Genomic DNA, 21160 nt, shown 5'->3' on the forward strand with positions numbered 1-21160 from the left:
CGCATGCACTCCGCCGCCGCGCGACGCGAACAGGACATTCTGGCGCTGTGGGACCGGGCCGCCGGTCGCGCCCGGCGCCAGCGCGACGATGCCCTGTTCACTGCGGCCGGCGCGGCGCCGACGGACTCGATCGGTGCCGGCAACGCGGCGCTCCTGATACTGCGGACGAAACTGTTCGGCGCACCCTGGCAGCTGCGCGCCGCCTGCCCCGCCTGCCACACCGACTGTGAATTCGTGGCCGACAGCGCTGTGCTCGCGGACGGACTTGCACCACCGGCCGATGCCGCACCGCCACGTATCGCGCTCGGCGACAATGAACTGACGTTGCGTGTGCCCGCGCTTTCCGATCTCGCCGGTCTTGCAGCGGCCCCCGACCGCGTAGCTGCGGCCCAGTCATTGCTGACGCGCTGCCTCGGCGATGCGACGCCGGCTGCGCTCGATCAGGACGCGCTGGACAGGATCGAGGCAGAGCTCGAACGTTGCGATCCCGGCGCCATCGTCGCCTTTGCGCTCGACTGCCCGGATTGCAACCACACTTGGCAGGCCGTGATCGACATCGCTCCGGCGCTCTGGGTCGAAGTACAGGCAGCCGCCGAGCGCAGCCTGCTCGAAGTCGACGCCCTCGCCCGCGAATATGGCTGGAGCGAAGCTGAAGTACTGGCACTGCCACGCGCCCGCCGCGCAGCCTATCTGCAACTGGTGGGCGCGTCATGAGGGGCCTTTTGCAAAACCTTGCGCACCTCGGACGCGGCGAGCCGATCCCGGGCGCGGCACGCGTCGCGCTGCCGCCACGCTTTGCCGCTCCGGTCCGGAACGACGATCGTCCGCAGCTCGAAACATGGTCGGGCGAAGGGCAGCGGCCAGTGCCGCCGCAAACCGCGATGCACGACGTCGCCGCAGATGGTCCTCGCACGGAGGCGCACCCGCCGCAGCACATCAAGGTGGAGTCCGACAGCACGGAATCACTGCTGCGCCCGACGACCAAGACCGAAGCGGCGGTCCGGCCCGTTCATTCGAACGAGGCACCGTCAGGGCCGCCTGCGGATACCGCCCTGCCCGTCGCTCCACACCATCCGCCGCGCGTCGCGCAGCCGCGCGAGGTGGCCGTGCCCGATACGCTTCGGCCCCCGCACGAGGCCACGACACCGCCGGCGCCGCCGCTCGGCCAGGCCGTGCTCGCCGGCCAGGCGCAGCGCCGGCGCGAGACGCCGCCGGTCATCAAGGTGACGATCGACCGCATCGACATCCGCTCGCCGGAGCCGCCGCGGCCCACGCGTTCCGTCAGGCCTGCGCCGCAGCCATCGGTCTCGCTGACCGACTATCTGCGCCGCCCGGGACCCGGAGGCCGCGCATGAGCTCTCCACTCGCCATCGGCGCGGTCAGCGCGGTGCTGCGCAACCTGCTCGACAACGGGATGATCGAAGCCGGGCCCGCAGTGGGCGGCACCGTCAATGTCAGTGCGGTCGCCCCTGATACGATCGACCTCACGGGTGCCGAGGAGCTGCCCCGGCTCAACCTGTTCCTGTACCAGGTGACACCGAATCCGGTCTGGCGCAACCGGGCCCTGCCGTCACGTTCGGCAAGCAGCGGCGAGCGCCTGACCAATGCGCCGCTCGCGCTCGACCTGCATTATCTGCTCACGGCCTACGCGCGGGTCGATTGCCAGGCCGAGATCCTGCTTGGCTATGGCATGCATCTGTTGCACGAACGCCCGGTGCTCGACCGCGCCGCCGTGCAGCGCGCGCTCAATCCCAATCCGCTCGATATCGCGATGCTGCCACCGGCGTTCCAGGCGCTCGCCGCCGCCGACCTCGCCGACCAGGCCGAGCTGATCAAGATCACACCATCGGTGATGGGGCCGGAAGAGATGTCGCGATTGTGGGCGGCGATCCAGTCGCATTACCGTCCCTCGGCCGCCTATGTCGTGTCGGTGGTGCTGATCGAAGCCATCAAGCCAGCCGTTTCGCCGCTGCCGGTGCTGTCGCGCGGGATCGTCGATCCCGTGACCAAGCGCGACCGCGGCGTCGTCGTCAATCCGGACATGCTGCCGCCGTTGCCGACGCTGTTCGCCGCGACACCGCAGTTGAAGCAGGCCGGTGTGCGGCTGGGCGAGCCCGTGGTTCTCACCGGCATCCGCCTGAGCGGCAGCAACCACCGCGTCCGCCTGGCGCATCCGCTGTTTCCGGTCGCGCTCGAGCTGGTGCCGGACGCACCTAATACCGACGGCACCGAGCTCACATTGACGCTGCCGAACGACGCCGCCGCCCAGGCCTCACTGGCGCCGGGGCAGTGGAGCCTGACGCTGCGCTTCCTGCCGGCCGGCGAAGTCAACGAACGCGAGACCAACGCGATCGCATTGATCATCGCCCCGGCCCCGGTGATCACGGCCGATGCCTCGCTTTCGCTGCCGGCCGCGACCGTGCTCCGCAAGACCGCGCCGCTGCGTGTCACCGCAACGCTGTTCTCGCGCCCGCAGGTGCAGCCGCGCCAGCGCGCGAGCCTCGTCCTCGGCACGACCGAGGCCGCCGCCAATCCGCGCGCAGCGGCCACCGATCCGCTGGTGTTCGACCTCCCCTCGACATTGCCCGCGGGGGCCTATCCGGTGCGGCTGCGGGTCGATGGCGTCGACAGCCTGCTGCTCGATCTCAGTGGTGACGCGCCCGCTTTCGACGCCTCGCAAAGCCTGAGCGTGCCGACATGAACATTCACGACAGACCGCAAGCTCAGCCCGCGTTCGATTGGGCCGTCCGCAACCAGCAATGGCTGACGACGCAGGTCGCGGCGCTGCGGCAGCGCCTCGCGCGGCAATTGGACGATGCATCGCCGGGTGCCGAACCGGATCCGGCGGACTACGACGACGACTTTGAACCCGCGCTCGATGCGCTGACAAAACTGTTCGACCTGTCGCCATTCGAGCGCGACATCGTGCTGCTCGCCGCCGGAATCGAGCTCGACAGTGCCCTGCGTCGCCTCGTCAGCGAGGCGTTGATGCAGGCACCCGAATCTGGCGCAAGCGCGCAGCCGACATTCAATTTCGCGCTGCAGATGCTGACTGAACCGCATTGGGATGCGCTGTCGCCGCTACGGCCGCTGCGGCGCTGGCGCCTGATCGTCTGCGAAGGCCGCGAGGGGCCGCCGCGCCGGACGGTCCAGATCGACGAGCGCGTGCTGCATTATCTGACCGGCGTCGCCGCGATGGATGTCCGGCTGATCGGGATCGCCCGCTGCGAACCGGCCGGGCCGACCGAGCCCGACACGCCGCTCGCCGGCAGCATCGCACACGCAATCGGCTCAGCCACGGCGGCGCTGGTCGCCCTCGGTCACGCCCGCGGCGAGATCGAACCGCAGCGCGATCTCGCACGTGGGGCGCTCGCCGGGCTCGGCGCGATCGGCCTGTGGCTGCATGCCCGCGACCTGCCGCACGATCCGCGCGAGCTCGCCGAGATCGCCTGCCTGCTCGACCGCGAGGGCGCACTCTCGGACGCCATCATCGTGATCGAGCTCGACTGCACGGGTGACACCGCCGACGCCGAGGCGCGCGCGGTGACCGTGCTCGCCCATCTGATGGGACCTGCGATCATTCTCAACGCGCCGGATCCGGCGCGTCTGTCGCGGCTGCGGCAGCGGCGCATGCTGCGGATCATGGCGCCGGATCCGTCCATGGCGGCGCGACAGGCCGCGGCCCTGCGTGGACTCCCGCATGAGCAGACCGCGGCGCTCACGACGGCACTGCGTCCGGCGCTGCAACAGTTCGACGTCTCGACCACCGAACTGCGCCGCGTGGCCACCGAAGCACTGGCAGAGACGCGCGGTGAGCCGGCCCTGCTCGGCACCGCGATGTGGCGGCTCTGCCGCACCGCCGCGCGCGGCGGGCTCGACGCGCTGGCGCAGCGGATCGACAGTCGCGTCGCCTTCGACGATCTGGTCGCGCCGCCGGTCGTGATTGCGCAGCTGCGCGCCATCGCCAGCGAATTGCAGCACCGGCCGCGCGTCCATGGCGACTGGGGCTTTGCCGCGCATAATTGCCGCGGGCTGGGCGCCGCCGCGCTGTTCGCCGGCGAATCCGGCACCGGCAAGACCTACGCCGCCGAGGCGATCGCGAACGCCGCGGGGCTCGATCTCTATCGCGTCGATCTCGCCAGCGTCGTCAGCAAATATATCGGCGAGACCGAGAAGAATCTGAGCCGGCTATTCGAGGCCGCCGAGACCAGCGGCGCCATCCTGTTGTTCGACGAGGCCGACGCCCTGTTCGGCAAGCGTAGCGAGGTGCGCGACAGCCACGACCGCTTTGCCAATATCGAGATCGCCTATCTGTTGCAGCGGATCGAGACCTATCGCGGGCTCGTCATTCTCACTACCAACATGAGGAGCGCGCTCGACCGCGCCTTCCTGCGCCGTATCCGCCATGTGGTCCAGTTCCCCTATCCGGACGTCGCAGCACGCGAACAACTGTGGCGGATGCAGTTCCCGGCCGATGCGCCGCTTGGCGCGATCGATTTCGCGAGCCTCGCGCGGCTGCAGCTGACCGGCGGCAACATTCGCGCCATCGCGCTCAACGCTGCATTCCTGGCTGCCGCCGATGGCGAGCGGATCGAGCAGGACGCGATCAACGCCGCGGTGCGCGCCGAGTTCTCCAAACTCGAACGGCCATTACCCGGAGCCGCGCCATGAGACATGCCGGCATCGAGGTTCGGATCGAGCGGCTCGTCGTGGATGCGTCGCAACGCACTGAAGCTGCGGGGCTCGCCGACGCAATCGGCGAGGCCCTGCAACACCGGCTCTCCGGGTCTGCCAACGCGGCGTCGCCCGCACGCGCCGCTGCGCCGCGCATGGTCGCCGACCGGATCGCGACGGAGCTGTCCGCAACGCCTCGCGCAGGTCATTCGCGAGGTCGGTCATGAGCGTTCATGCCGCACCAAAGGCGCTTCCGAAACAGTTCGCGCCCCAGCGTGCACCTTCACTCGAGCTTCGTCCGAGCCACGACCGCTTCGAGACCGAGGCCGAGCACGCGGCGGTGTTGCGATCCGGCGATCGGGCCCCTACGCTATCGCCATTGTCACGCACCTCCCACCCGGAGGGCCGGGCTGCGCCGGCCGAGGTCTCGGAGGTCGTCGGGTCGCCCGGCCTGCCGCTTGGCGGCGCGACCCGGCGGGCGATGGAGCGGCAGTTTCGCTCCGACTTCAGCCATGTCCGAATCCATGCCGATGCGCAGGCGGCGGCCTCGGCCCGGGCGATCCAGGCGACCGCCTACACGACCGGCTCCCATATCGTGTTCGGCCACGGCGCTCACACTCCGGAAACCCCGCGCGGCCGGCACATTCTCGCACACGAGCTCGCCCATGTCGTGCAACAGCGCGGTGCGACCACGCCGCCGGCGGCAGTACAACGGCTAGCCTGGTACGAGTCGATCGCCGTGTTCTTCGGCGCAGAAGGCAATTTCGGCGATAAGGAGCTGCTTGCCTATCTCGAAAAGATCACCACGGCCAAGGAACACGAGGGCAGCTTCGACAGCGACAACAAGGCGCGTGCCGTCGTGCGCCGTTGGAAAGCCGGCCAGGCCGAATTCAAGCTCGATCCAATTCAGAAGGCGTTGCTGATCCAGGACATGCAGGACGGTGCGACGCTCGACGACGACGAGGAAGCCATCCTCGATCTGCTCGAGCTGAGCGACATCGCCGCGCTCCAGATCATGTTCGGCTCGGGCAAGCTCAGCGTCACCGACCTCGAGTCCGATCTCGACGGTGCCGAGTACAAGAGATTGAAGCGCTTTTTCGCCGCCCGCTTCCGTGGCGGCCGCGACGCCGTCGCCAGAGGCGACGTCGAGCCGCAGGGAGAGCCCGGCAGGGCCGCGCCGCTCTTCGCCTACGACGCAGCCGACCTCAAATTGCGGCTCGATACGGCATCGGAAGCCGACCAGGTCGACAGCATTGGCGCCGAGATATTCGCGCTCGAGCCGACGCTGCGGGACAAGGCGATGCAGGAGTTCGGCCAGCATCGCACCGAGCTCGGACGCAAGCTCGTCGAACTGAAGGAGCAGCTTGGCGCTGCGACCGACCAGGACACCAAGATCGATCTGACGCTTCAGGTCGATGGCGCCACGAAGACGCTGGAAAACTATGACCGCGTGCTCCATCTGGTTTCCCGCGATCTGGCGCTCACGACCAGCAGCAAGGACCTCTCCAAGACGGTGGCGCCGGACGCCGCGCAGAAAGCCGAGATCAAGAAGGCACTGAAGCCCGACGTCAAACTCGATGCCGGTGGTGTCGCGGTGCCGTTCGACAAGTCCGAGGCCGGCAAGAAGAAGTACGAGGATGCGCTGCGCAGCTGGCTCCCGACGATGATCCAGCGCTATTGGGACCTCACGGTCAAGGACCACGGCCCTGCCGTGCACGATGACCCGAACAAGACGCACAAGCTTAGCGAATTCGGGCGGATCGGCAAGGCGAGCAAGAAGGAAACCGACAAGGTTTTCGAGAACTATTACGACAAGGCGCATCCGGAGCTGACGCCCGACACCGCCAAGGCGCGCGGCCAGATCCACGACCAATTCGCAGATACCGAGGCCGAGCTCGCCCAGGGAAAGGATGAAAAGGAGAAGAAAGAAAACAGGCTCAACATGGCGCGAGGCATGATGCGCTACTTCTTCCAGGCCAACCGCCAGATCCGCGGCATCAACCGCGATCTCAATGCCTCGCCGGAGTTCGACAAGGACGACAAGCCTCTCAACGACGAAGCCAAGATCACCAACAAGCTCGCCGACGAATTCGCCGGAAACAATGTCGAAACGCTGAACCATATCCAGCGCGGTTGGGTCGCATCGGCCAACGACGGCGAGGTCAAACTCCAGCTCTTCAAGAAGGACACACCGAAGGAGGATCGCGAGTTCCTCTGGGACATGTTCCAGACGCTGATCCACGAATACATTCACACGCTGCGCGCCGAAAAATACAGCAAGTTCGCCAGGGATTTCGGCCGCCAGTCCAATGAGTACAATACGTTGATCGAGGGTGTCGATTCGATGCTCGACGAGATCGTGTGGGAACATGTCGCGCCACGGGTCAAGGAGCGCGAATTGCGCGAGGCCGTCGAGGGGCCGGAGATCGCCAAGCTCGAACCCATCGTGGTGCAGCCGGCTTCGCAACGACGCTACGCCTCCTATACCGAGGCGATGAAATTCGTCAACGTCGTCGGCATCCGCAATCTCTACGCCGCCTACTTCAAGGGCGACGTCGCGAAGATCGGAGGTTGAGATGACCGGCCTCACCTCCTCTCCCAAGCTGATCAAGGGCGGCCTCGTGGTGCTGGCGCCGGGCGGCGGCACGGTGCGCAGGCAGATCGCGCTCCAGTACAATCCGGACACTCTCACCCGCAGCTACCAGGTACAGGGTACCGGCGGCGACGGCGCGGCCGGCGGACGGGCACAGCCGTTCCGACTGAAGGGACCCGCGATCGAGACCATCAAGCTCGACGCCGAAATCGATGCGACCGACCAGCTCGCCGATCCCGACGCGCATGCCAATGCGATGGCCTTCGGGATCGCGCCGCAGCTCGCCGTGCTCGAGGCTCTCGTCAACCCGAGCGTCGACGATCTGCTCGGCGTCGCAAGCCAGGCCGATGGCGGCACGCTGGAGATTCTGCCGCCGGAGGCGCCGCTCACTTTGTTCGTCTGGAGCAAGAACCGCGTGGCACCGGTGCGCGTCGCCGAATTCTCCATCGTCGAGGAAGCCTTCGATCCATCGCTCAACCCGATCCGCGCAAAAGTCTCGCTCGGCCTGCACGTGATGAGCACCGACGATCTCGGCTTCTCCCATCGCGGCGGCACCATCTTCCTCAATTATCTGCGCAACCGCGAAACGCTTGCCGGCCTGACCGGCGGCGCTTCGCTCGCCTCACTCGGCCTTACCAGCCTGCCCTGACGGAGCTCAAGATGTCCTCGGATCCCGTCCAGATGCTGATCGATGCCGGCGCGTTTCCGGACAACACTTTCGCGCCGAACAGCCGCTACCACGGCACGGCGATCGGACGACTGAAGCGCAGTGCGGACGATCCCGGTGTTGCCTATGTGCTCCGCCGCTTCATTCCGCAAGCGCGCGACGTCGGCATCGCCGGCGAGCACATCGTCAATGCCGGCGAGCGGCCCGACACGCTCGCGTCCGCCACTCTCGGCGATCCCGAACTGTATTGGCGGCTCGCCGACGCCAATGTCGTGACCGATCCGTTCGAGCTCACCGACACGCCCGGCGGGCGGGTCCAGATCCCGCGACCGAACGGACTGTAAGGAGACGATCCCCAATGATGCAAGGCGGCGTCCAGCTCTCGCTTCAGATCGGCCCGGCACCTGTGCCGGCGCCGCGCGAGGTGCTGGAAACGCTGACCCACGCCAAGATCGAGATCGGATCGGGCGATGCGCAGAGCGGCTTCGAGCTGACCTTCGACCTGCCGGCGCGCTCGCCCCTGCGCACCATCTTCCTGCTCGCCGGCGGCGGTGCGCTGCCGCCGCTGCTCCGCGTGGTGCTGGTCGTCACGATCAACGGCACGGCCGAATCCATCATCGACGGCATGGTCACCAATGTCGAGACTCAGCCCGGCAGCGGCGGGGTCGGCAAGCTCGTGATCAAGGGCAAGGACCTGTCGGCCCTGATGGACATCATCGAGATTCCCGGCCTGCCCTTTCCGGCGATGCCGCCCTCAGTGCGGGTGCTCGCGATCCTCGCCAAATACGCCGCCCTCGGCGTGATCCCGATGGTGATCCCGAGCGTGCTCGACATCCCGCCGATCCCGGTGCAGCAGATTCCGCAGCAGAAGGGCAGCGACTACGCCTACGTCAAGAAGCTCGCGGGCGAAGCCGGCTACGTCTTCTATCTCGAGGCCGGCCCCGCCCCCGGCGCCTCGAAAGCCTATTGGGGGCCTGAGATCCGCTTCGGCGCGCCGCAGCCGGCGCTCACCACCAACATGGATGCGCTCACCAATGTCGAGGAGATGTCGTTCAACTTCGACAAGGAACGCAAGATCATGCCGATCGTGTTCTTCCAGGAGGCCAACAGCAAGGCACCGATCCCGGTGCCGATCCCTGACATCACGCCGATGAGCCCGCCGCTCGGCGCGGTGCCGCCGCTGCCGCCGAAGATCGAGAAGCTCGCCAACACGGCGCATCTGTCCGCGCCGCAGGCGCTGATGGCGGGGCTTGCCTATGCCAGCCAGCACAGCGACAGTGTGTTCGGCAGCGGCAAGCTCGACGTTGCCAGATATGGCCGCTTGCTGAAATCACGGCAGCTGGTCGGGGTACGCGGTGCCGGCCTGCCCTATGACGGGCTCTATTACGTCAAGAACGTCACTCACGAGATCGAGCGCGGCTCCTACAAGCAGTCGTTCTCGCTCGCGCGCAATGCGCTGATCTCGACCGTCCCGCGGGTGCCGACATGAGCGATGCCCCCCTTTTCGGAAAATATCGCGCAGTGGTGATCAACAACATCGATCCGCTGCAGATCGGCCGGATCCAGGTGATGGTGCCCGACGTCGGCGCCGTCATCCCGACAAGCTGGGCGATGCCGTGCGTGCCGACCGCGGGCATCAATGCCGGATTCTTCGCGGTGCCGATCATCGGCGCCGGCGTCTGGATCGAGTTCGAGCGCGGTGATCCCGATTATCCGGTCTGGGTGGGGTGCTACTGGGGCAGCGCGGCCGAAGTGCCGGTGCTGGCGCATGCCGTGCCGCCCGGCGTAGCCGGCATCACGCTGCAAACCCCTTTGAAGAACGGCCTCACCATCAGCGACGTGCCGGGCCCAACCGGTGGCATCCTGATGCAGACAACCACCGGCGCGATGATCTCGGTCAGCGACGTCGGCATCACCATTTCCAATGGCAAGGGCGCGGTCATCACGATGACCGGGCCGAGCGTCGACGTAAATCTCGGCGCGCTCACCGTGATCTAGGAGATACATATGCCCGCCCCCATCCTGCATCTCGGCGCCACCGTCCTGTGCAGCCACGCCGGACAGGCCATGCCGATGTCGCCATTCCCGCGCGTGATGCTGTCGGGCCAGCCCGCGGTCAATCTCACCAGCCCCTATGCGATTGCAGGCTGCTCGCTGACCGGCTCGGCGCCACCCTGCGTCACCGCGCAGATGGTGGCGGGTGCGGCACGGGTGATGATCGGCGGCGCGCCGGCCGCAACCATGATGGGGCAATCGGTCTGCACGCCGACGGGGGCGCCGATGCTGCCTGTGGTCGCGCAAATGCGCGTGCTGGCAACCTGACGGGGAGGACGAAGTGAGCAACGAGCTCGATTTCCCCTATCATTTCGACGACCGCGGCCGCACGGCCACGACCGATCGCCCCAACCATATCCGCGACCTGATCGAGCAGGTGCTGTTCACGGCGCAGGGCGAGCGGGTGATGCGGCCGGATTTCGGCGCGGGGCTGCTCGCGCTGGTGTTCGAGCCCAATTCGGTAACGCTTGCCGCGACCACCCAGATGCTGGCGCAGGCCGCGCTGCATCAGCATCTGTCGCATCTGATCGCCGTCACCTCGGTCGAGGTGATCAATGACGACGCGGTGTTGCGGGCCGAGATTCGTTACGTGGTGCTGGCCGACCGCACCAGCCACGTTGCCAGCATCCCCATTCCGGGAGGTGCGGCATGAAACAACATTGCTGCGATCCACGCCGGCTCGAGGTGCTCAAGGCCAAGGGCAGCGCCAACGCCATCGAATTCATCGAGGTGCTCGACCTCGCCTCTCCGCCCGGCGCACCGCGGCAACAGACCCTGCTGGTTCGGCTGCTGCATTCCGGCTTTGCGCTGTCGCCGGACAATCTGCGCATCACCGGCGGCGAACGGATCGCCACCGTCGGCGTGGTCTGGTGCGCGGCGGCCGATGCACTGCCGGCCGAGGCCGAACCTGGCCTTATCGATACGGTCGACGATCTCCCCCGCACGCTGGTGGTCCGCACCGACAGCAGCGGCGACTATTCAATCTACAGCTTTGGCATCTTTGCCAATTCCGGCTCGGCGCAGCCCCCGGCCGGCTTCGATCCAAAACTGTCGGCGATCGGCTTCACCTTCAAGATCGAATGCCCTTCGGACTATGATTGCGGCGCAACTCCGCCGTGCCCGCCCGTCCCGCGCCCGACGCCTGAGATCGACTATCTCGCGCGCGACTATCAAGGTTTTCGCAGGCTGATGCTGGACCGGCTGAGCCTGCTCGTCCCCGGCTGGCAGGAGCGCTCGGCGGCCGATCTCGGCGTGACCCTGGTCGAGCTGCTTGCCTATGCTGCCGACAATCTCGCCTACCGCCAGGATGCTATCGCCAACGAAGCCTATCTTGCCACGGCACGGCAGCGCATCTCGGTGCGGCGTCATGCCCGGCTGGTCGACTACCACCTGCACGAAGGCTGCAACGCGCGCGCCTTCGTGCATTTCGACGTGGACGGGCAGAACATTACGCTGGACAAGGGCGCGCAGCTGCTGACCCGCGTGCCGGGGCTCGACGTCGTGCTGACGCCGGGCTCGCATGAATTGAATGACGCGATCGACGGCGGCGCCGAGATTTTCGAAGCGGTCGCGCCCGCCAAGCTGGACCAGCAGCAGAACATCCTCACCTTCTATGCCTGGGGCAACAATGGCTGCTGCCTGCCGCGCGGCACCACGCGAGCGACTCTGCGCGGTCACATCGACACGCTCGCTGTCGGCGACATCCTGATCTTCGAGGAAGTCATCAGCCCGACGACATTGTCCCCCGATGATGCCGATCCCGGTCATCGCTGGGCGGTGCGGTTGACCGAGGTTGCGCTGACGAACGATCCGTCCGGCGGATTGTTCGACGAACCGCCGGTCGACGGGCCCGTCGACGTCACCGAGATCGCCTGGAGCGAGGCCGACGCGCTGCCCTTCCCCCTCTGCCTGACAGTGGAAGGTCGCCCCGAGCTCGCGATCAGCGTCGCCCGCGGGAACATCGTGCTCGTGGATCACGGCCGCACCCTGGCACCCGAGCAGGTCGGCACGATGCCACGCGCGACATTGAAGCAGGCATCGTTTGCGCCTGGGAATTGCTGCACCTCCGTGCCGGACGTGATGCTGCCCGCCCGCTTCCGCCCGGTGCTGGCGAACAGTCCATTGACGCAGGCCTTCGATCTCGGCGCCCTGCTTGCCGTGGCCGTCGACAAGGACAAGCCGTGGTGGGCGGCGAGCGCATTCCGTCTTTTGTCGCCGCGTGACGCCACGCCTGCGATCGCCGATCTCACCGGGCAGGTCGCCGGCACCACCGAGCACTGGCTGCCGCAGCGCGACCTGATCGGCAGCGCCGGCAATGCGCCCCACGTCGTCGTCGAGATCGACAATCACCGCCGCGCTTTGCTGCGGTTCGGCGACGGCCGGCTCGGCAAGCGGCCTGCGGAGGATACCGCGTTCACGGCGACTTACCGGATCGGCAACGGCACGGCAGGCAATGTCGGCGCCGACGCCATCGCGCACATCGTCAGCACGGCGAATGGCGTGTTCACCGCCGTCCGCAATCCGCTCCCGGCATTCGGTGGCGTCGAGCCCGAGGACACCGAGGCGGCGCGCCGCGATGCGCCGCAGGCATTCCGCACCCAGGAGCGCGCGGTGACGGCGGCCGATTACGCCGCAGCCACTGAGCGACGCGCCGACGTGCAGCGCGCGGCCGCGACGTTCCGCTGGACCGGAAGCTGGTACACCGTGTTCGTCACGCCCGACCGCTTCGGCGGCGGCGCGGTGGACGCCCCCTTCGCCACCCAGCTGCGCAACCATCTCGAGCGCTTCAGGATGGCCGGCTACGATCTCGACGTGCGACCGCCGCGCTACGTGCCGCTCGACGTCACGCTGCACGTCTGTGTCAAGCCGGACTATTTCCGTGCCGAGGTCGCGCAGGCGGTGCGCGGGGTCCTGTCGAGCACAATGCTGCCCGACGGGACGCTCGGCCTGTTCCATCCCGACAATTTCTCTTTCGGCGATCCCGTCTATCTCAGCCGCATCATCGCAGCCGCCCAAGCGGTCGAGGGCGTCGAAGCGGTCCAGGCGGAGAAATTCCAGCGGTTCATTTCGCCGATCGCGACCTCGCTGGACGGCGAGGTGATCCCGATCGGCAGCCTCGAGATCGCGCAGCTCGCCAACAATCCGAGTTTCCGCGAGCGCGGCCGGCTCATCATCGAAGCGGGAGGGGGTAAATGACGCTACCGGTCCCGGTCATCAGGCCGCCCGCTTTGCCCGCCGGCAGCGAAAGCTGCGGCTGCTGCACCGGCGTAGAGTCCGAGACGCCGCAAGGAATCTCGAACCGCTACGGCCTCTCCGCCATCGCTTACCAGATCGGCGACTACGCCCAATTTCGCGACAGCCTGCATGCCGCTCTTTCCTCCGCCGCATTCGCCCCGCTCGGCAAGCTGCAAAACCGTAACGACGATGATTTCACCATCGGCATGATCGATGCCTTTGCCTGCGCCGCCGACGTGCTCACCTTCTACCAGGAGCGCATCGCCAACGAATCCTATCTTCGCACCGCGCTGGAGCGCGTCTCACTCCAGGAGATGGGCCGGCTGATCGGCTACCGCCTGCGGCCCGGCGTTGCCGCCGAGACCTGGCTCGCCTTCACGCTGGAAACGCCGCCTGTCCCGCCGCCAAAACTATCGCCCGAGCCCGGCAGCTTCGTCACCGGAGTGCCCGCGCAAGTGTCGATCGAGATCGGCACCAAGGTGCAGAGCGTGCCGGGGCCGGACGAGAAGCCTCAGACCTTCGAAACGGTCGAGCGGCTGGACGTCGCACGGCCGGCCTGGAATGCGATCCGGCCGTGGATGGCGGAAACCCGGCGGCCGGGCAAGGGCGACACAGTGATGTACCTCGCCGGCCAACGCAACAATCTGAAGCCGGGCGACGCGCTGCTGATCGTCGGCGACGCCTTCAATCCCGGCTCAAACGACGGCAACTGCGATTTCCGCTTTATCGACAGCGTCGAGCTGCAATCGGATTTCGATCGCACCAGGATCACCTGGCAGCTCGGTCTTTCCGGAGTTTCATCCGCTCAGAGCTCTAAGGTCTATGTACTGCGCAAGCGGGCCGCGCCCTTCGGTCACAACGCGCCGATGTGGGCTTCGATGTCGAGCGATTTCAGGAGCAACTATCCCGGAAGTTCCGGCGCGACGGATTGGCCCGGCTACACGATATCGCCGGGAGGCGCGACGCAGGACGGCGGCTTCATCGATCTCGATACGGTCTATTCCGAAATCCGCGCCGGCGACTATGCCGTGCTCACGCTGGCTGCGGACTTCCCGGGCGAGCAAGAGCCAGAACCGCCCGGTTTCTCTGACAAGGCTGTCGATCTCAGCGCCAAACAGGACGTCTACCGGGTCGCCGATGCCTCCGACACATCGCGCGCGCAGTTTGCGCTGGCCGGCAAGGTCTCCCGACTGCAATTGCGCGGCTCCAACTACAACACTTACCTGACGGCAATCGATTCCGTCCGCCGCGTCACCGCCTTTGTGCAGTCCGAGCAGCTCACGCTCGCGCCCTACGCCGTCGACGACGCCGTCTCCGGCAACGGCATTCCAGCCGCCGTCAGCGCCGACGGCCTCATCGCCGGGCGACGGCTGATCGTGCGCGGCAATCGCACCTCCGACGGCCAGGCCGTAGTCGTACAGGCAGCTCTGGTATCCGCGCAGGCCGTCGATGCCAATCGCTGCACACTTCAGATCGACCCGCCGCTCGCCGGCAATCTCGGCCGCGGCAGCGTGGTCGTTCACGCCAACGTAGTGCCGGCCTCGCATGGCGAGACCGTGACGCAGATCCTCGGCTCGGGCGATGCAGCCCAGCCGTTCCAGCAATTCGAGCTGAAGCAGGTGCCGCTGACCTATCGCGCCGCCGCCAATGAGAGCGGCGCCGCGAGCGAGTTGACGCTGCGGATCGGCGAGATCGCGTGGCACGAGCGGGCGATGATGTATGGCGCGGCCGCGACGGATCACGCCTTTGTACTCGATGTCGACGAGCAGGGCCGCAATCTCGTGAAATTCGGCGACGGCGCCAGCGGCGCCCGCCTGCCGAGCGGGCTCAACAATGTCCGCGCCACCTATCGCAAGGGCATCGGGCTCGCCGGCAATGTCCGTGCCGAGACGCTGAGCCAGCTGCTGTCGCGTCCGCTCGGCCTCAAGGGCGTGAGCAACCCGCTTGCCGCCGAGGGCGGCAACGACCCGGAGCCGGCCGACGCCGCACGGCGCAGCATTCCGCTCGGCGCGCGCACGCTCGGCCGCGTGGTGTCCGTTCTCGACTACGAGGATTTTGCCCGTGCCTTCACCGGTATCGCCAAGGCACAGGCGCAGGTGCTGCAACTGCCGCGAGGAAAGACGGTCGCCATCACGATCGCAGGGCCGCCCGGTTCCCCCGTCAACTCCGCAAGCCCGGTCTGGACCAATTTGCTTGCTGCACTCAAGGCCAGCGGCGATCCGCATGTCGCGGTGACGCTGCTCCCCTATCAGCCGGGCACCTTCCGGATCGGATTGAGGGTCAAGCGCGACCCGGACTTCGACGCCAAGGCCGTGCTGGCCGCGGTCGAGGCAGCGTTGCGCGCACACTTCGCCTTCGACGCGCGCGAGCTCGGCCAGCCGGTGCAGCAGTCCGACGTCATCGCGGCGGCGCAATCCGTGCCCGGCGTCGTCGCCATCGACCTCGTCAAGCTCTATGGCGGCATCACGCCCTATGCGCAGACCATTCCCTCGCGACAGGTGCGGCTGCTGGCGTCGCGAATGCATGTCGAGCAAGGCATCGCCAGGCCGAGCGAGCTTCTGACCTTGAACCCGGCACCGTTTGCCTTGCTGGAGGAGATGGCATGACCAGCCTCACCCCCGAACGGCTCTATGGCCTGATGCCGGCGCTCCACCGCCTGCGCGATGCCGCGCTGGCGGACGATCCAACCAAGGCCGGTCCGCTCCAGGCCCTGCTGGCGGCCTTTGCCCGCGAATTCGCGACGCTGGAAGAATCCGTCGACCAACTCTATGACGACCAGTTCATCGAGACCTGCGCCGAATGGGTCACGCCTTACATCGGCGATCTCATCGGCTACCGGCCGCTGCGCGGGCTCGGCAGCGAGCTGACCTCGCCGCGCGCGGAAGTCGCCGACACCATCGCCTTCCGCCGCCGCAAAGGCACCGCGCTGATGCTTGAGGAGCTCGCGCAGGACGTCACCGGCTGGCCGGCCCATGCGGTCGAATATTTCGAGCAGCTCGCCACCACACAATACATGAAGCATATCCGGCTGCATGCGCCCGCGACCTGCAATCTGCGCAACACGGCCGCGCGGTTCCGGCGTGACGGCGCCTTCAACAGCATCGCGCATACCGCCGAAATGCGGCGGCCGGAGACGGGTGCCGGACGCTACAACATCCCCAATGTCGGCATCTTCCTGTGGCGGCTGCTGTCGCTGTCGCTCACGGCGCTGCCGCTGACGCCGGTTGCCGGTGACGCAAGCGGCCGGAAATTCCGGCTCAATCCGCTCGGCGCGGACCTGCAGCTGTTCCGCTTCGCACAGGCAGAAACCGACATCTCCCATCTCGCCGAGCCCATCAACGTGCCAGAGCCGCTGTCGGTGCGGTTGATGGCCATGGCCGTGCGCGCGGCGCAGGCCACCGCACAGCCGGACACGCAGCGCGAGGACGATTACGGCGACGGCGAAAGCCTGGTGTTCTTCACGCCGGGCACCCCGCCCGTGCCGGTGCCTACGGCGAAGGTGCGCGTCTGCGACCTCCGTGACATCCTCGACAGCGGCGGCAATGTGATCGGCTGGGCGCATGAGGCGCAGGTGACGGCGGGCACGATCGGATTCGATCCCCAACGCGGCCGCGTGCTGCTCGGCGCCGCCGCCGACGGCCCGCTGCTGGCGACCTTCCACTACGGCACCGCGCGCCAGATCGGCGGCGGCGAATATCCGCGCGTTCCGGCCGAAGGCGATATCGGCAATGAGCAGACTGTCGACGCCAGCGGCGCCTGGCAGCCGAAGCTCGACCTTATCAGGACCGGTGGCCGTCTCACCGTCGGCGACAGCCTGACCTATACGGAGACGCCGACCTTCAAGGTCGACGACGTCCTCGGCAATGCAACGCCCCACCATGTCGTGGTCGCCGCGCACGACCAGACCCGTCCGCTGCTGGCGACCAGCGGCGAGATCACGCTCGATATCGGGGCGCGCGGCAGGCTCACGCTTGACGGCCTCGTGATATCGGGCGGCGCGCTTCGGCTGGCGGCTTTTGCCGATGTCGAACCGCGGGAGCTGGTGCTGCGCGACTGCACGCTGGTGCCCGGCCTGACGCTCAACGGCGACGGAAGTCCGGTCTCGCCCGGCAAGCCGAGCCTGATCATCGAGCATCCCTTCGCCAGGGTGACGCTGGAGCGCTGCATCCTCGGCCCGATCCATGCCGCAACCGATGCCGAGGTGACGCTGACCGACTGCATCATCGATGCCGGCGCGCCGGAGAACGTCGCCTTTGCCGCCGACGACACAGGCGGCACCGGCGCGGAATTGACCGTCGCCCAATGCACAATGGTCGGCAAGGTTCACACCAAGCTGCTGAAGCTCGCCTCCAACACCATCTTCTTCGCAAAGCTCGGTGCAAAGCCCGCGGAAAAGTGGATCGCGCCGCTACTGGCCCAGCGCCGCCAGGAAGGCTGCGTCCGCTTCTGCTATGTGCCGCCGGGCTCCATCACGCCGCGCCGCTTCCACTGCGTGCCGAATGACGCTGCGCCGACGGCGCTGCCGCTGTTCACCTCGCTCCGCTACGGCGATCCCGGCTATGCGCAGCTGCGCCGCACCACAAGTCCCGCGATCCGCACTGGCGGAGACAACGACAGCGAGATCGGTGTTCTCAACGCATTATTCCAGCCGCAGCGCGAGGCCAATCTCAGGCTGCGGCTCGACGAATATCTACGTTTCGGACTGCACGCGGGCCTGTTCTTCGCGAGTTGACCTGACGCATCGGAGGCTATCATGGGTGCCGACTTCTCACGCGTTCGTCTCGACCCGCTGCTCGACTTCGCCGGCCTGGAGCTGAAACAGGGTGCGGTGCTGCTGGATGGCGACGCCAACGAGCTGATGGCGATCCTCGATCGCCGCTTGCGGGCACTTGCCAGCGACATTCTCGGCCGCGCCACGGTTTCCTCGACCACGCCCGATGCGTTCAAGCTCGGCGTTGCCGGCAACTCGCTCGAGATCGGCAAGGGGCGCCTCTATGTCGATGGCCTTCTCGCGGAGAACCACGGCTTCCCCGATCCCGACAAGCGCCTGTTCGACGATCTCATGGCCGAGACCGTTTTCACCGACAAGCTCACCTATGAGACGCAGCCCTATCATCCGGCCGCGGTGCGGCCGCCGCTGCCGACCGCCGGCCGTCATCTCGTCTATCTCGACGTCTGGAATCGCGAGCTGACCTATTTGGAACGCCCGGAGCTGGTCGAGATCGCCGTCGGCGTCGAGACCAGCTCGCGGCTCCAGACGGTGTGGCAGGTTCGCGTGCTCGACACCGATGCCGGCGACAACACCGACTGCGCGACGCCCGACGAGGACATGCCCGGCTGGGAGGCGGTGATCGCGGCGTCGACCGGCGTGCTCACGACGGGCACGTTCGACGCGACGCCGACGGACGATCCTTGCGAGCTACCGCCAACCGGCGGCTTCCGCGGCCTGGAGAACCAGCTCTACCGGGTCGAAATCCACGACCCCGGCCAACCCGGCGGCACCGCAACCTTCAAATGGTCACGCGAGAATGCCAGCATCGGCTCGCGCGTCGCCAGCATGATCTCGGCGACCGAGCTCGAGCTCGACAGCCTCGGACGCGACGACGTGCTCCGCTTCAACACCGGCGACTGGGTCGAAATCATCGACGACGCCAGGGAGTTTTCCCAGAAAGCCGGCGAGATGCGCCGGATCACCGTCACCGAAGCGACCCGCCGCATCAGCTTCACGCCTGCACTGCCGGCCTTGATGCTGCCGCCGGGCTTCCCCAACATTGACTGGCCGAAGCAGACCAATCTGCGGGTGCGCCGCTGGGATCAAAAAGGAAAGGTATTCCGGACCGATTCCTCCGGCACGCCGGTACAGATCGGCGATCTCGACGCTGCCGGGTCGACCGGCGTGATCAAGGTGCCGGCCGCAACCACCACCATCCTGCTCGAGGACGGCGTCACCGTCAGCTTCGATTCGACCGGGGCTGAGGGTCTTCGCGCCGGCGACTGGTGGACCTTTGCCGCGCGCACCGCGGATGCCAGCGTCGAGTTACTCGACCGCGCTCCGCCGCGCGGCATCCACCACCATTACGCGCGGCTCGGCATCTGGGATGTCGATGCCAAGAGCGTCAGCGACTGCCGCCATCCATGGCCGCCGGAAGGCGAAGGCCATGATTGCGCCTGCACGGCCTGCGTCACGGTCGAGCAGCACGAAAGCGGCAGCTTCACCATCCAGGACGCCGTCAACAAGGTACGCGAGACCGGCGGCACCATCTGCCTCGGCCCCGGCCACTACGTGCTGAAGGCCGCCGTGACGATCAACCAGGCGAAATCGGTCCGCATCGTCGGCAAGGGTCCGACAACGCTGCTGGTGGCGCCGACCGGCGCCTTCGCGATCCAGGATAGCTTTGCGATCGCGATCGAGGACCTCGCGATCATCTCGCTGGCGCGCGATCCCACCATCGACGTCTCGACCTGCATCGGCCTCGGCCTGACCCGGCTCGCCATCGCGGCACTCGGCACCGCAAATGCGCAGCTCCCGGCGGTGACGCTGCGTGGTGTTGTTGGCGGAGCCAAGCTGGCCGAGAATGCGATCTTCGCGCCGGTTGCGATTGCCGGCGGCGCGCTCAAGGGCGTGGAGACCGGCGCCGGCTTCCTGCTCACGGCAGCAGTGACGATCGAGGACAATGTCCTGCTGTGCCAGCGCGGTGCGATCACCTTCGCCGACGAGGTGCTGCATCTGCTCGCGACACGGATCGCGCACAACGAGATCATCGGCTGCAGCGACACCGCCATCGCCGCGCAAGGCCTTGCCCTCCCCGGTGCCTCGGTGGCAATCGACGGCAACAGTTGCAACATCACCGCCAACGGCATCGCCTGTGCCGCTGCCGGATTGTGGATCGAGCGCAATCAGTTGCGCAACTGGTCGCCCGGCGATCACGTCGGGATCAGGCTGATCCCCGGGCTCGACCGTCGCAGCACCGCCACCGCGCAGATCCTCGCCAACCAGATCCACGGCTTCGGCATCGCCGGAATCAAGGTGATTGCCGGGGCGCTGGACCTGATCATCAAGCTCAACGCAATCGACACATGCGGCGCAGGCATCATGCTCGGCGGCGCCACGGACGCGGCCGCCGTCTCGATCGAGAACAACCATATCCGCGATATCGGGCCTGCCACCGAAAGCGACAGCGGCACCGTGGTCGGCATCGAGGTCATTCGCGCCGACAGCGCCACGATCGCCGGCAATCTGGTACGGGCCATCGGCCTTACGGCGGTCAAGTCGGCGCTGCGCGCCGGAATCCTCACCTTCGGTGTCAGCCGCCCGCGCGTGAGCGGCAACGAGATCGTCGAGGTCGCGCCGCCCAAGGGCTTTGTCGGCACCAGTGCCGGCATCATGCTGCGCGCGCCGCAAACCCAGATCGAGGTGAACCACAACAGCGTCCTGCGCGACCTCACGCCAGTCCCGGACGATTCGACCGGCAACTGGTTCGCGTTGACGACGGCCGAGGTCAATCCAAGGGTGCCGTTCGCGCAGGCCGGCGAAAAGGTCGCAATCCGGCTCGGCGACGGGCGCATCCTCGCACTCGGCACCGACTATGCCTTCGTCAGGGCCAGTCTCGCCGCCAACGACACCGAGGGCGCGCGCGCCGGCATTATCGGCAACATGCTCTCCGCACGCGGCCCCGCCCCCGCCGTGCTGGTGACCGCCGGCCAGGAATGCCTGTTCAACGACAACCGGGTCGAGGCCAGCACCAAGAGCATCGCGGTGTCGCTGGAAAGCGCGATCGCCATCATCAGCACCAACCGCGTGCGCGGCGGCGAAAGCTCGATCCGCCTCACCAATGCGCGGGCGATGACCGTGCTCGGCAACATCACCACCGGCAACATCCTCATCCCCGGCGGCATCGCCAACACGCCGTGGGCGCCGCTCAACGTGATCGGCTAAT

Annotated in this window: 16 protein-coding genes; all 16 read left to right on the plus strand. The window is 67.2% G+C overall.

All coding sequences use genetic code 11. The annotated features are described in order from the left end of the window. The first annotated feature begins 3 nt into the window (after positions 1-3). Genes PMI42_RS35340 through PMI42_RS35415 form a run of 16 tightly spaced genes read left to right on the plus strand, consistent with a single transcriptional unit; the run spans position 4 to position 21159 of the window. Complete coding sequence (locus PMI42_RS35340) at positions 4-714, plus strand: hypothetical protein (RefSeq protein WP_008144284.1); 711 nt, start codon at positions 4-6, stop codon at positions 712-714. Beyond that, the gene (locus PMI42_RS35345; RefSeq protein WP_008144287.1) at positions 711-1355 is read left to right on the plus strand and encodes a hypothetical protein; all 645 of its coding nucleotides are present in this window, start codon (positions 711-713) and stop codon (positions 1353-1355) included. The genes PMI42_RS35340 and PMI42_RS35345 overlap by 4 nt, the downstream gene beginning before the upstream one ends. Next, positions 1352-2701, plus strand: coding sequence for a Pvc16 family protein (locus PMI42_RS35350; protein ID WP_008144289.1), 1350 nt, complete (start codon positions 1352-1354; stop codon positions 2699-2701). Before PMI42_RS35345 ends, PMI42_RS35350 begins: the two co-directional genes overlap by 4 nt. Then, positions 2698-4671, plus strand: a complete 1974-nt coding sequence (locus PMI42_RS35355) for an ATP-binding protein (protein WP_008144291.1) — start codon at positions 2698-2700, stop codon at positions 4669-4671. The genes PMI42_RS35350 and PMI42_RS35355 overlap by 4 nt, the downstream gene beginning before the upstream one ends. Next, positions 4668-4901, plus strand: coding sequence for a hypothetical protein (locus PMI42_RS35360; RefSeq protein WP_008144293.1), 234 nt, complete (start codon positions 4668-4670; stop codon positions 4899-4901). Before PMI42_RS35355 ends, PMI42_RS35360 begins: the two co-directional genes overlap by 4 nt. Further along, positions 4898-7249, plus strand: a complete 2352-nt coding sequence (locus tag PMI42_RS37640) for an eCIS core domain-containing protein (protein WP_008144295.1) — start codon at positions 4898-4900, stop codon at positions 7247-7249. The genes PMI42_RS35360 and PMI42_RS37640 overlap by 4 nt, the downstream gene beginning before the upstream one ends. 1 nt (position 7250) lies before the next feature. Further along, positions 7251-7916, plus strand: a complete 666-nt coding sequence (locus tag PMI42_RS35370; RefSeq protein WP_008144297.1) for a hypothetical protein — start codon at positions 7251-7253, stop codon at positions 7914-7916. An 11-nt stretch (positions 7917-7927) separates the two neighbouring features. Beyond that, positions 7928-8278, plus strand: a complete 351-nt coding sequence (locus tag PMI42_RS35375; protein ID WP_008144300.1) for a hypothetical protein — start codon at positions 7928-7930, stop codon at positions 8276-8278. A gap of 14 nt (positions 8279-8292) precedes the next feature. Beyond that, on the plus strand, positions 8293-9423 hold the full coding sequence (locus PMI42_RS35380) for a hypothetical protein (protein ID WP_008144302.1): 1131 nt from the start codon (positions 8293-8295) through the stop codon (positions 9421-9423). Next, positions 9420-9932 carry a phage baseplate assembly protein V gene (locus tag PMI42_RS35385; RefSeq protein WP_008144304.1) on the plus strand — a complete coding sequence of 171 codons (513 nt, stop codon included), beginning with the start codon at positions 9420-9422 and terminating at the stop codon, positions 9930-9932. Before PMI42_RS35380 ends, PMI42_RS35385 begins: the two co-directional genes overlap by 4 nt. A gap of 9 nt (positions 9933-9941) precedes the next feature. Beyond that, positions 9942-10256, plus strand: a complete 315-nt coding sequence (locus tag PMI42_RS35390) for a hypothetical protein (RefSeq protein WP_008144306.1) — start codon at positions 9942-9944, stop codon at positions 10254-10256. A 13-nt stretch (positions 10257-10269) separates the two neighbouring features. Further along, positions 10270-10641 (plus strand): GPW/gp25 family protein, encoded by a 372-nt coding sequence (locus PMI42_RS35395; protein ID WP_008144307.1) that lies wholly within the window; start codon positions 10270-10272, stop codon positions 10639-10641. Next, complete coding sequence (locus PMI42_RS35400) at positions 10638-13184, plus strand: putative baseplate assembly protein (protein WP_008144309.1); 2547 nt, start codon at positions 10638-10640, stop codon at positions 13182-13184. The genes PMI42_RS35395 and PMI42_RS35400 overlap by 4 nt, the downstream gene beginning before the upstream one ends. Beyond that, positions 13181-15829 carry a putative baseplate assembly protein gene (locus PMI42_RS35405; protein WP_008144312.1) on the plus strand — a complete coding sequence of 883 codons (2649 nt, stop codon included), beginning with the start codon at positions 13181-13183 and terminating at the stop codon, positions 15827-15829. Before PMI42_RS35400 ends, PMI42_RS35405 begins: the two co-directional genes overlap by 4 nt. Then, entirely contained in the window at positions 15826-17955 is a 2130-nt protein-coding gene (locus PMI42_RS35410) for a hypothetical protein (RefSeq protein WP_008144314.1), read from the plus strand. Before PMI42_RS35405 ends, PMI42_RS35410 begins: the two co-directional genes overlap by 4 nt. A 21-nt stretch (positions 17956-17976) precedes the next feature. Continuing rightward, positions 17977-21159, plus strand: a complete 3183-nt coding sequence (locus PMI42_RS35415) for a DUF6519 domain-containing protein (RefSeq protein ID WP_008144316.1) — start codon at positions 17977-17979, stop codon at positions 21157-21159. Position 21160 lies beyond the last annotated feature (1 nt).

The sequence above is a fragment of the Bradyrhizobium sp. YR681 genome (assembly GCF_000282615.1).
GTDB lineage: Bacteria > Pseudomonadota > Alphaproteobacteria > Rhizobiales > Xanthobacteraceae > Bradyrhizobium.

Coding starts and splice junctions, on each gene's coding strand:
- PMI42_RS35350 (WP_008144289.1), top strand. CDS start 1,352: ATGAGCTCTCCACTCGCCATCGGCGCGGTCAGCGCGGTGCTGCGCAAC.
- PMI42_RS35385 (WP_008144304.1), top strand. CDS start 9,420: ATGAGCGATGCCCCCCTTTTCGGAAAATATCGCGCAGTGGTGATCAAC.
- PMI42_RS35340 (WP_008144284.1), top strand. CDS start 4: ATGCACTCCGCCGCCGCGCGACGCGAACAGGACATTCTGGCGCTGTGG.
- PMI42_RS35360 (WP_008144293.1), top strand. CDS start 4,668: ATGAGACATGCCGGCATCGAGGTTCGGATCGAGCGGCTCGTCGTGGAT.
- PMI42_RS35355 (WP_008144291.1), top strand. CDS start 2,698: ATGAACATTCACGACAGACCGCAAGCTCAGCCCGCGTTCGATTGGGCC.
- PMI42_RS35405 (WP_008144312.1), top strand. CDS start 13,181: ATGACGCTACCGGTCCCGGTCATCAGGCCGCCCGCTTTGCCCGCCGGC.
- PMI42_RS35375 (WP_008144300.1), top strand. CDS start 7,928: ATGTCCTCGGATCCCGTCCAGATGCTGATCGATGCCGGCGCGTTTCCG.
- PMI42_RS35410 (WP_008144314.1), top strand. CDS start 15,826: ATGACCAGCCTCACCCCCGAACGGCTCTATGGCCTGATGCCGGCGCTC.
- PMI42_RS35390 (WP_008144306.1), top strand. CDS start 9,942: ATGCCCGCCCCCATCCTGCATCTCGGCGCCACCGTCCTGTGCAGCCAC.
- PMI42_RS35380 (WP_008144302.1), top strand. CDS start 8,293: ATGATGCAAGGCGGCGTCCAGCTCTCGCTTCAGATCGGCCCGGCACCT.
- PMI42_RS37640 (WP_008144295.1), top strand. CDS start 4,898: ATGAGCGTTCATGCCGCACCAAAGGCGCTTCCGAAACAGTTCGCGCCC.
- PMI42_RS35345 (WP_008144287.1), top strand. CDS start 711: ATGAGGGGCCTTTTGCAAAACCTTGCGCACCTCGGACGCGGCGAGCCG.
- PMI42_RS35370 (WP_008144297.1), top strand. CDS start 7,251: ATGACCGGCCTCACCTCCTCTCCCAAGCTGATCAAGGGCGGCCTCGTG.
- PMI42_RS35415 (WP_008144316.1), top strand. CDS start 17,977: ATGGGTGCCGACTTCTCACGCGTTCGTCTCGACCCGCTGCTCGACTTC.
- PMI42_RS35400 (WP_008144309.1), top strand. CDS start 10,638: ATGAAACAACATTGCTGCGATCCACGCCGGCTCGAGGTGCTCAAGGCC.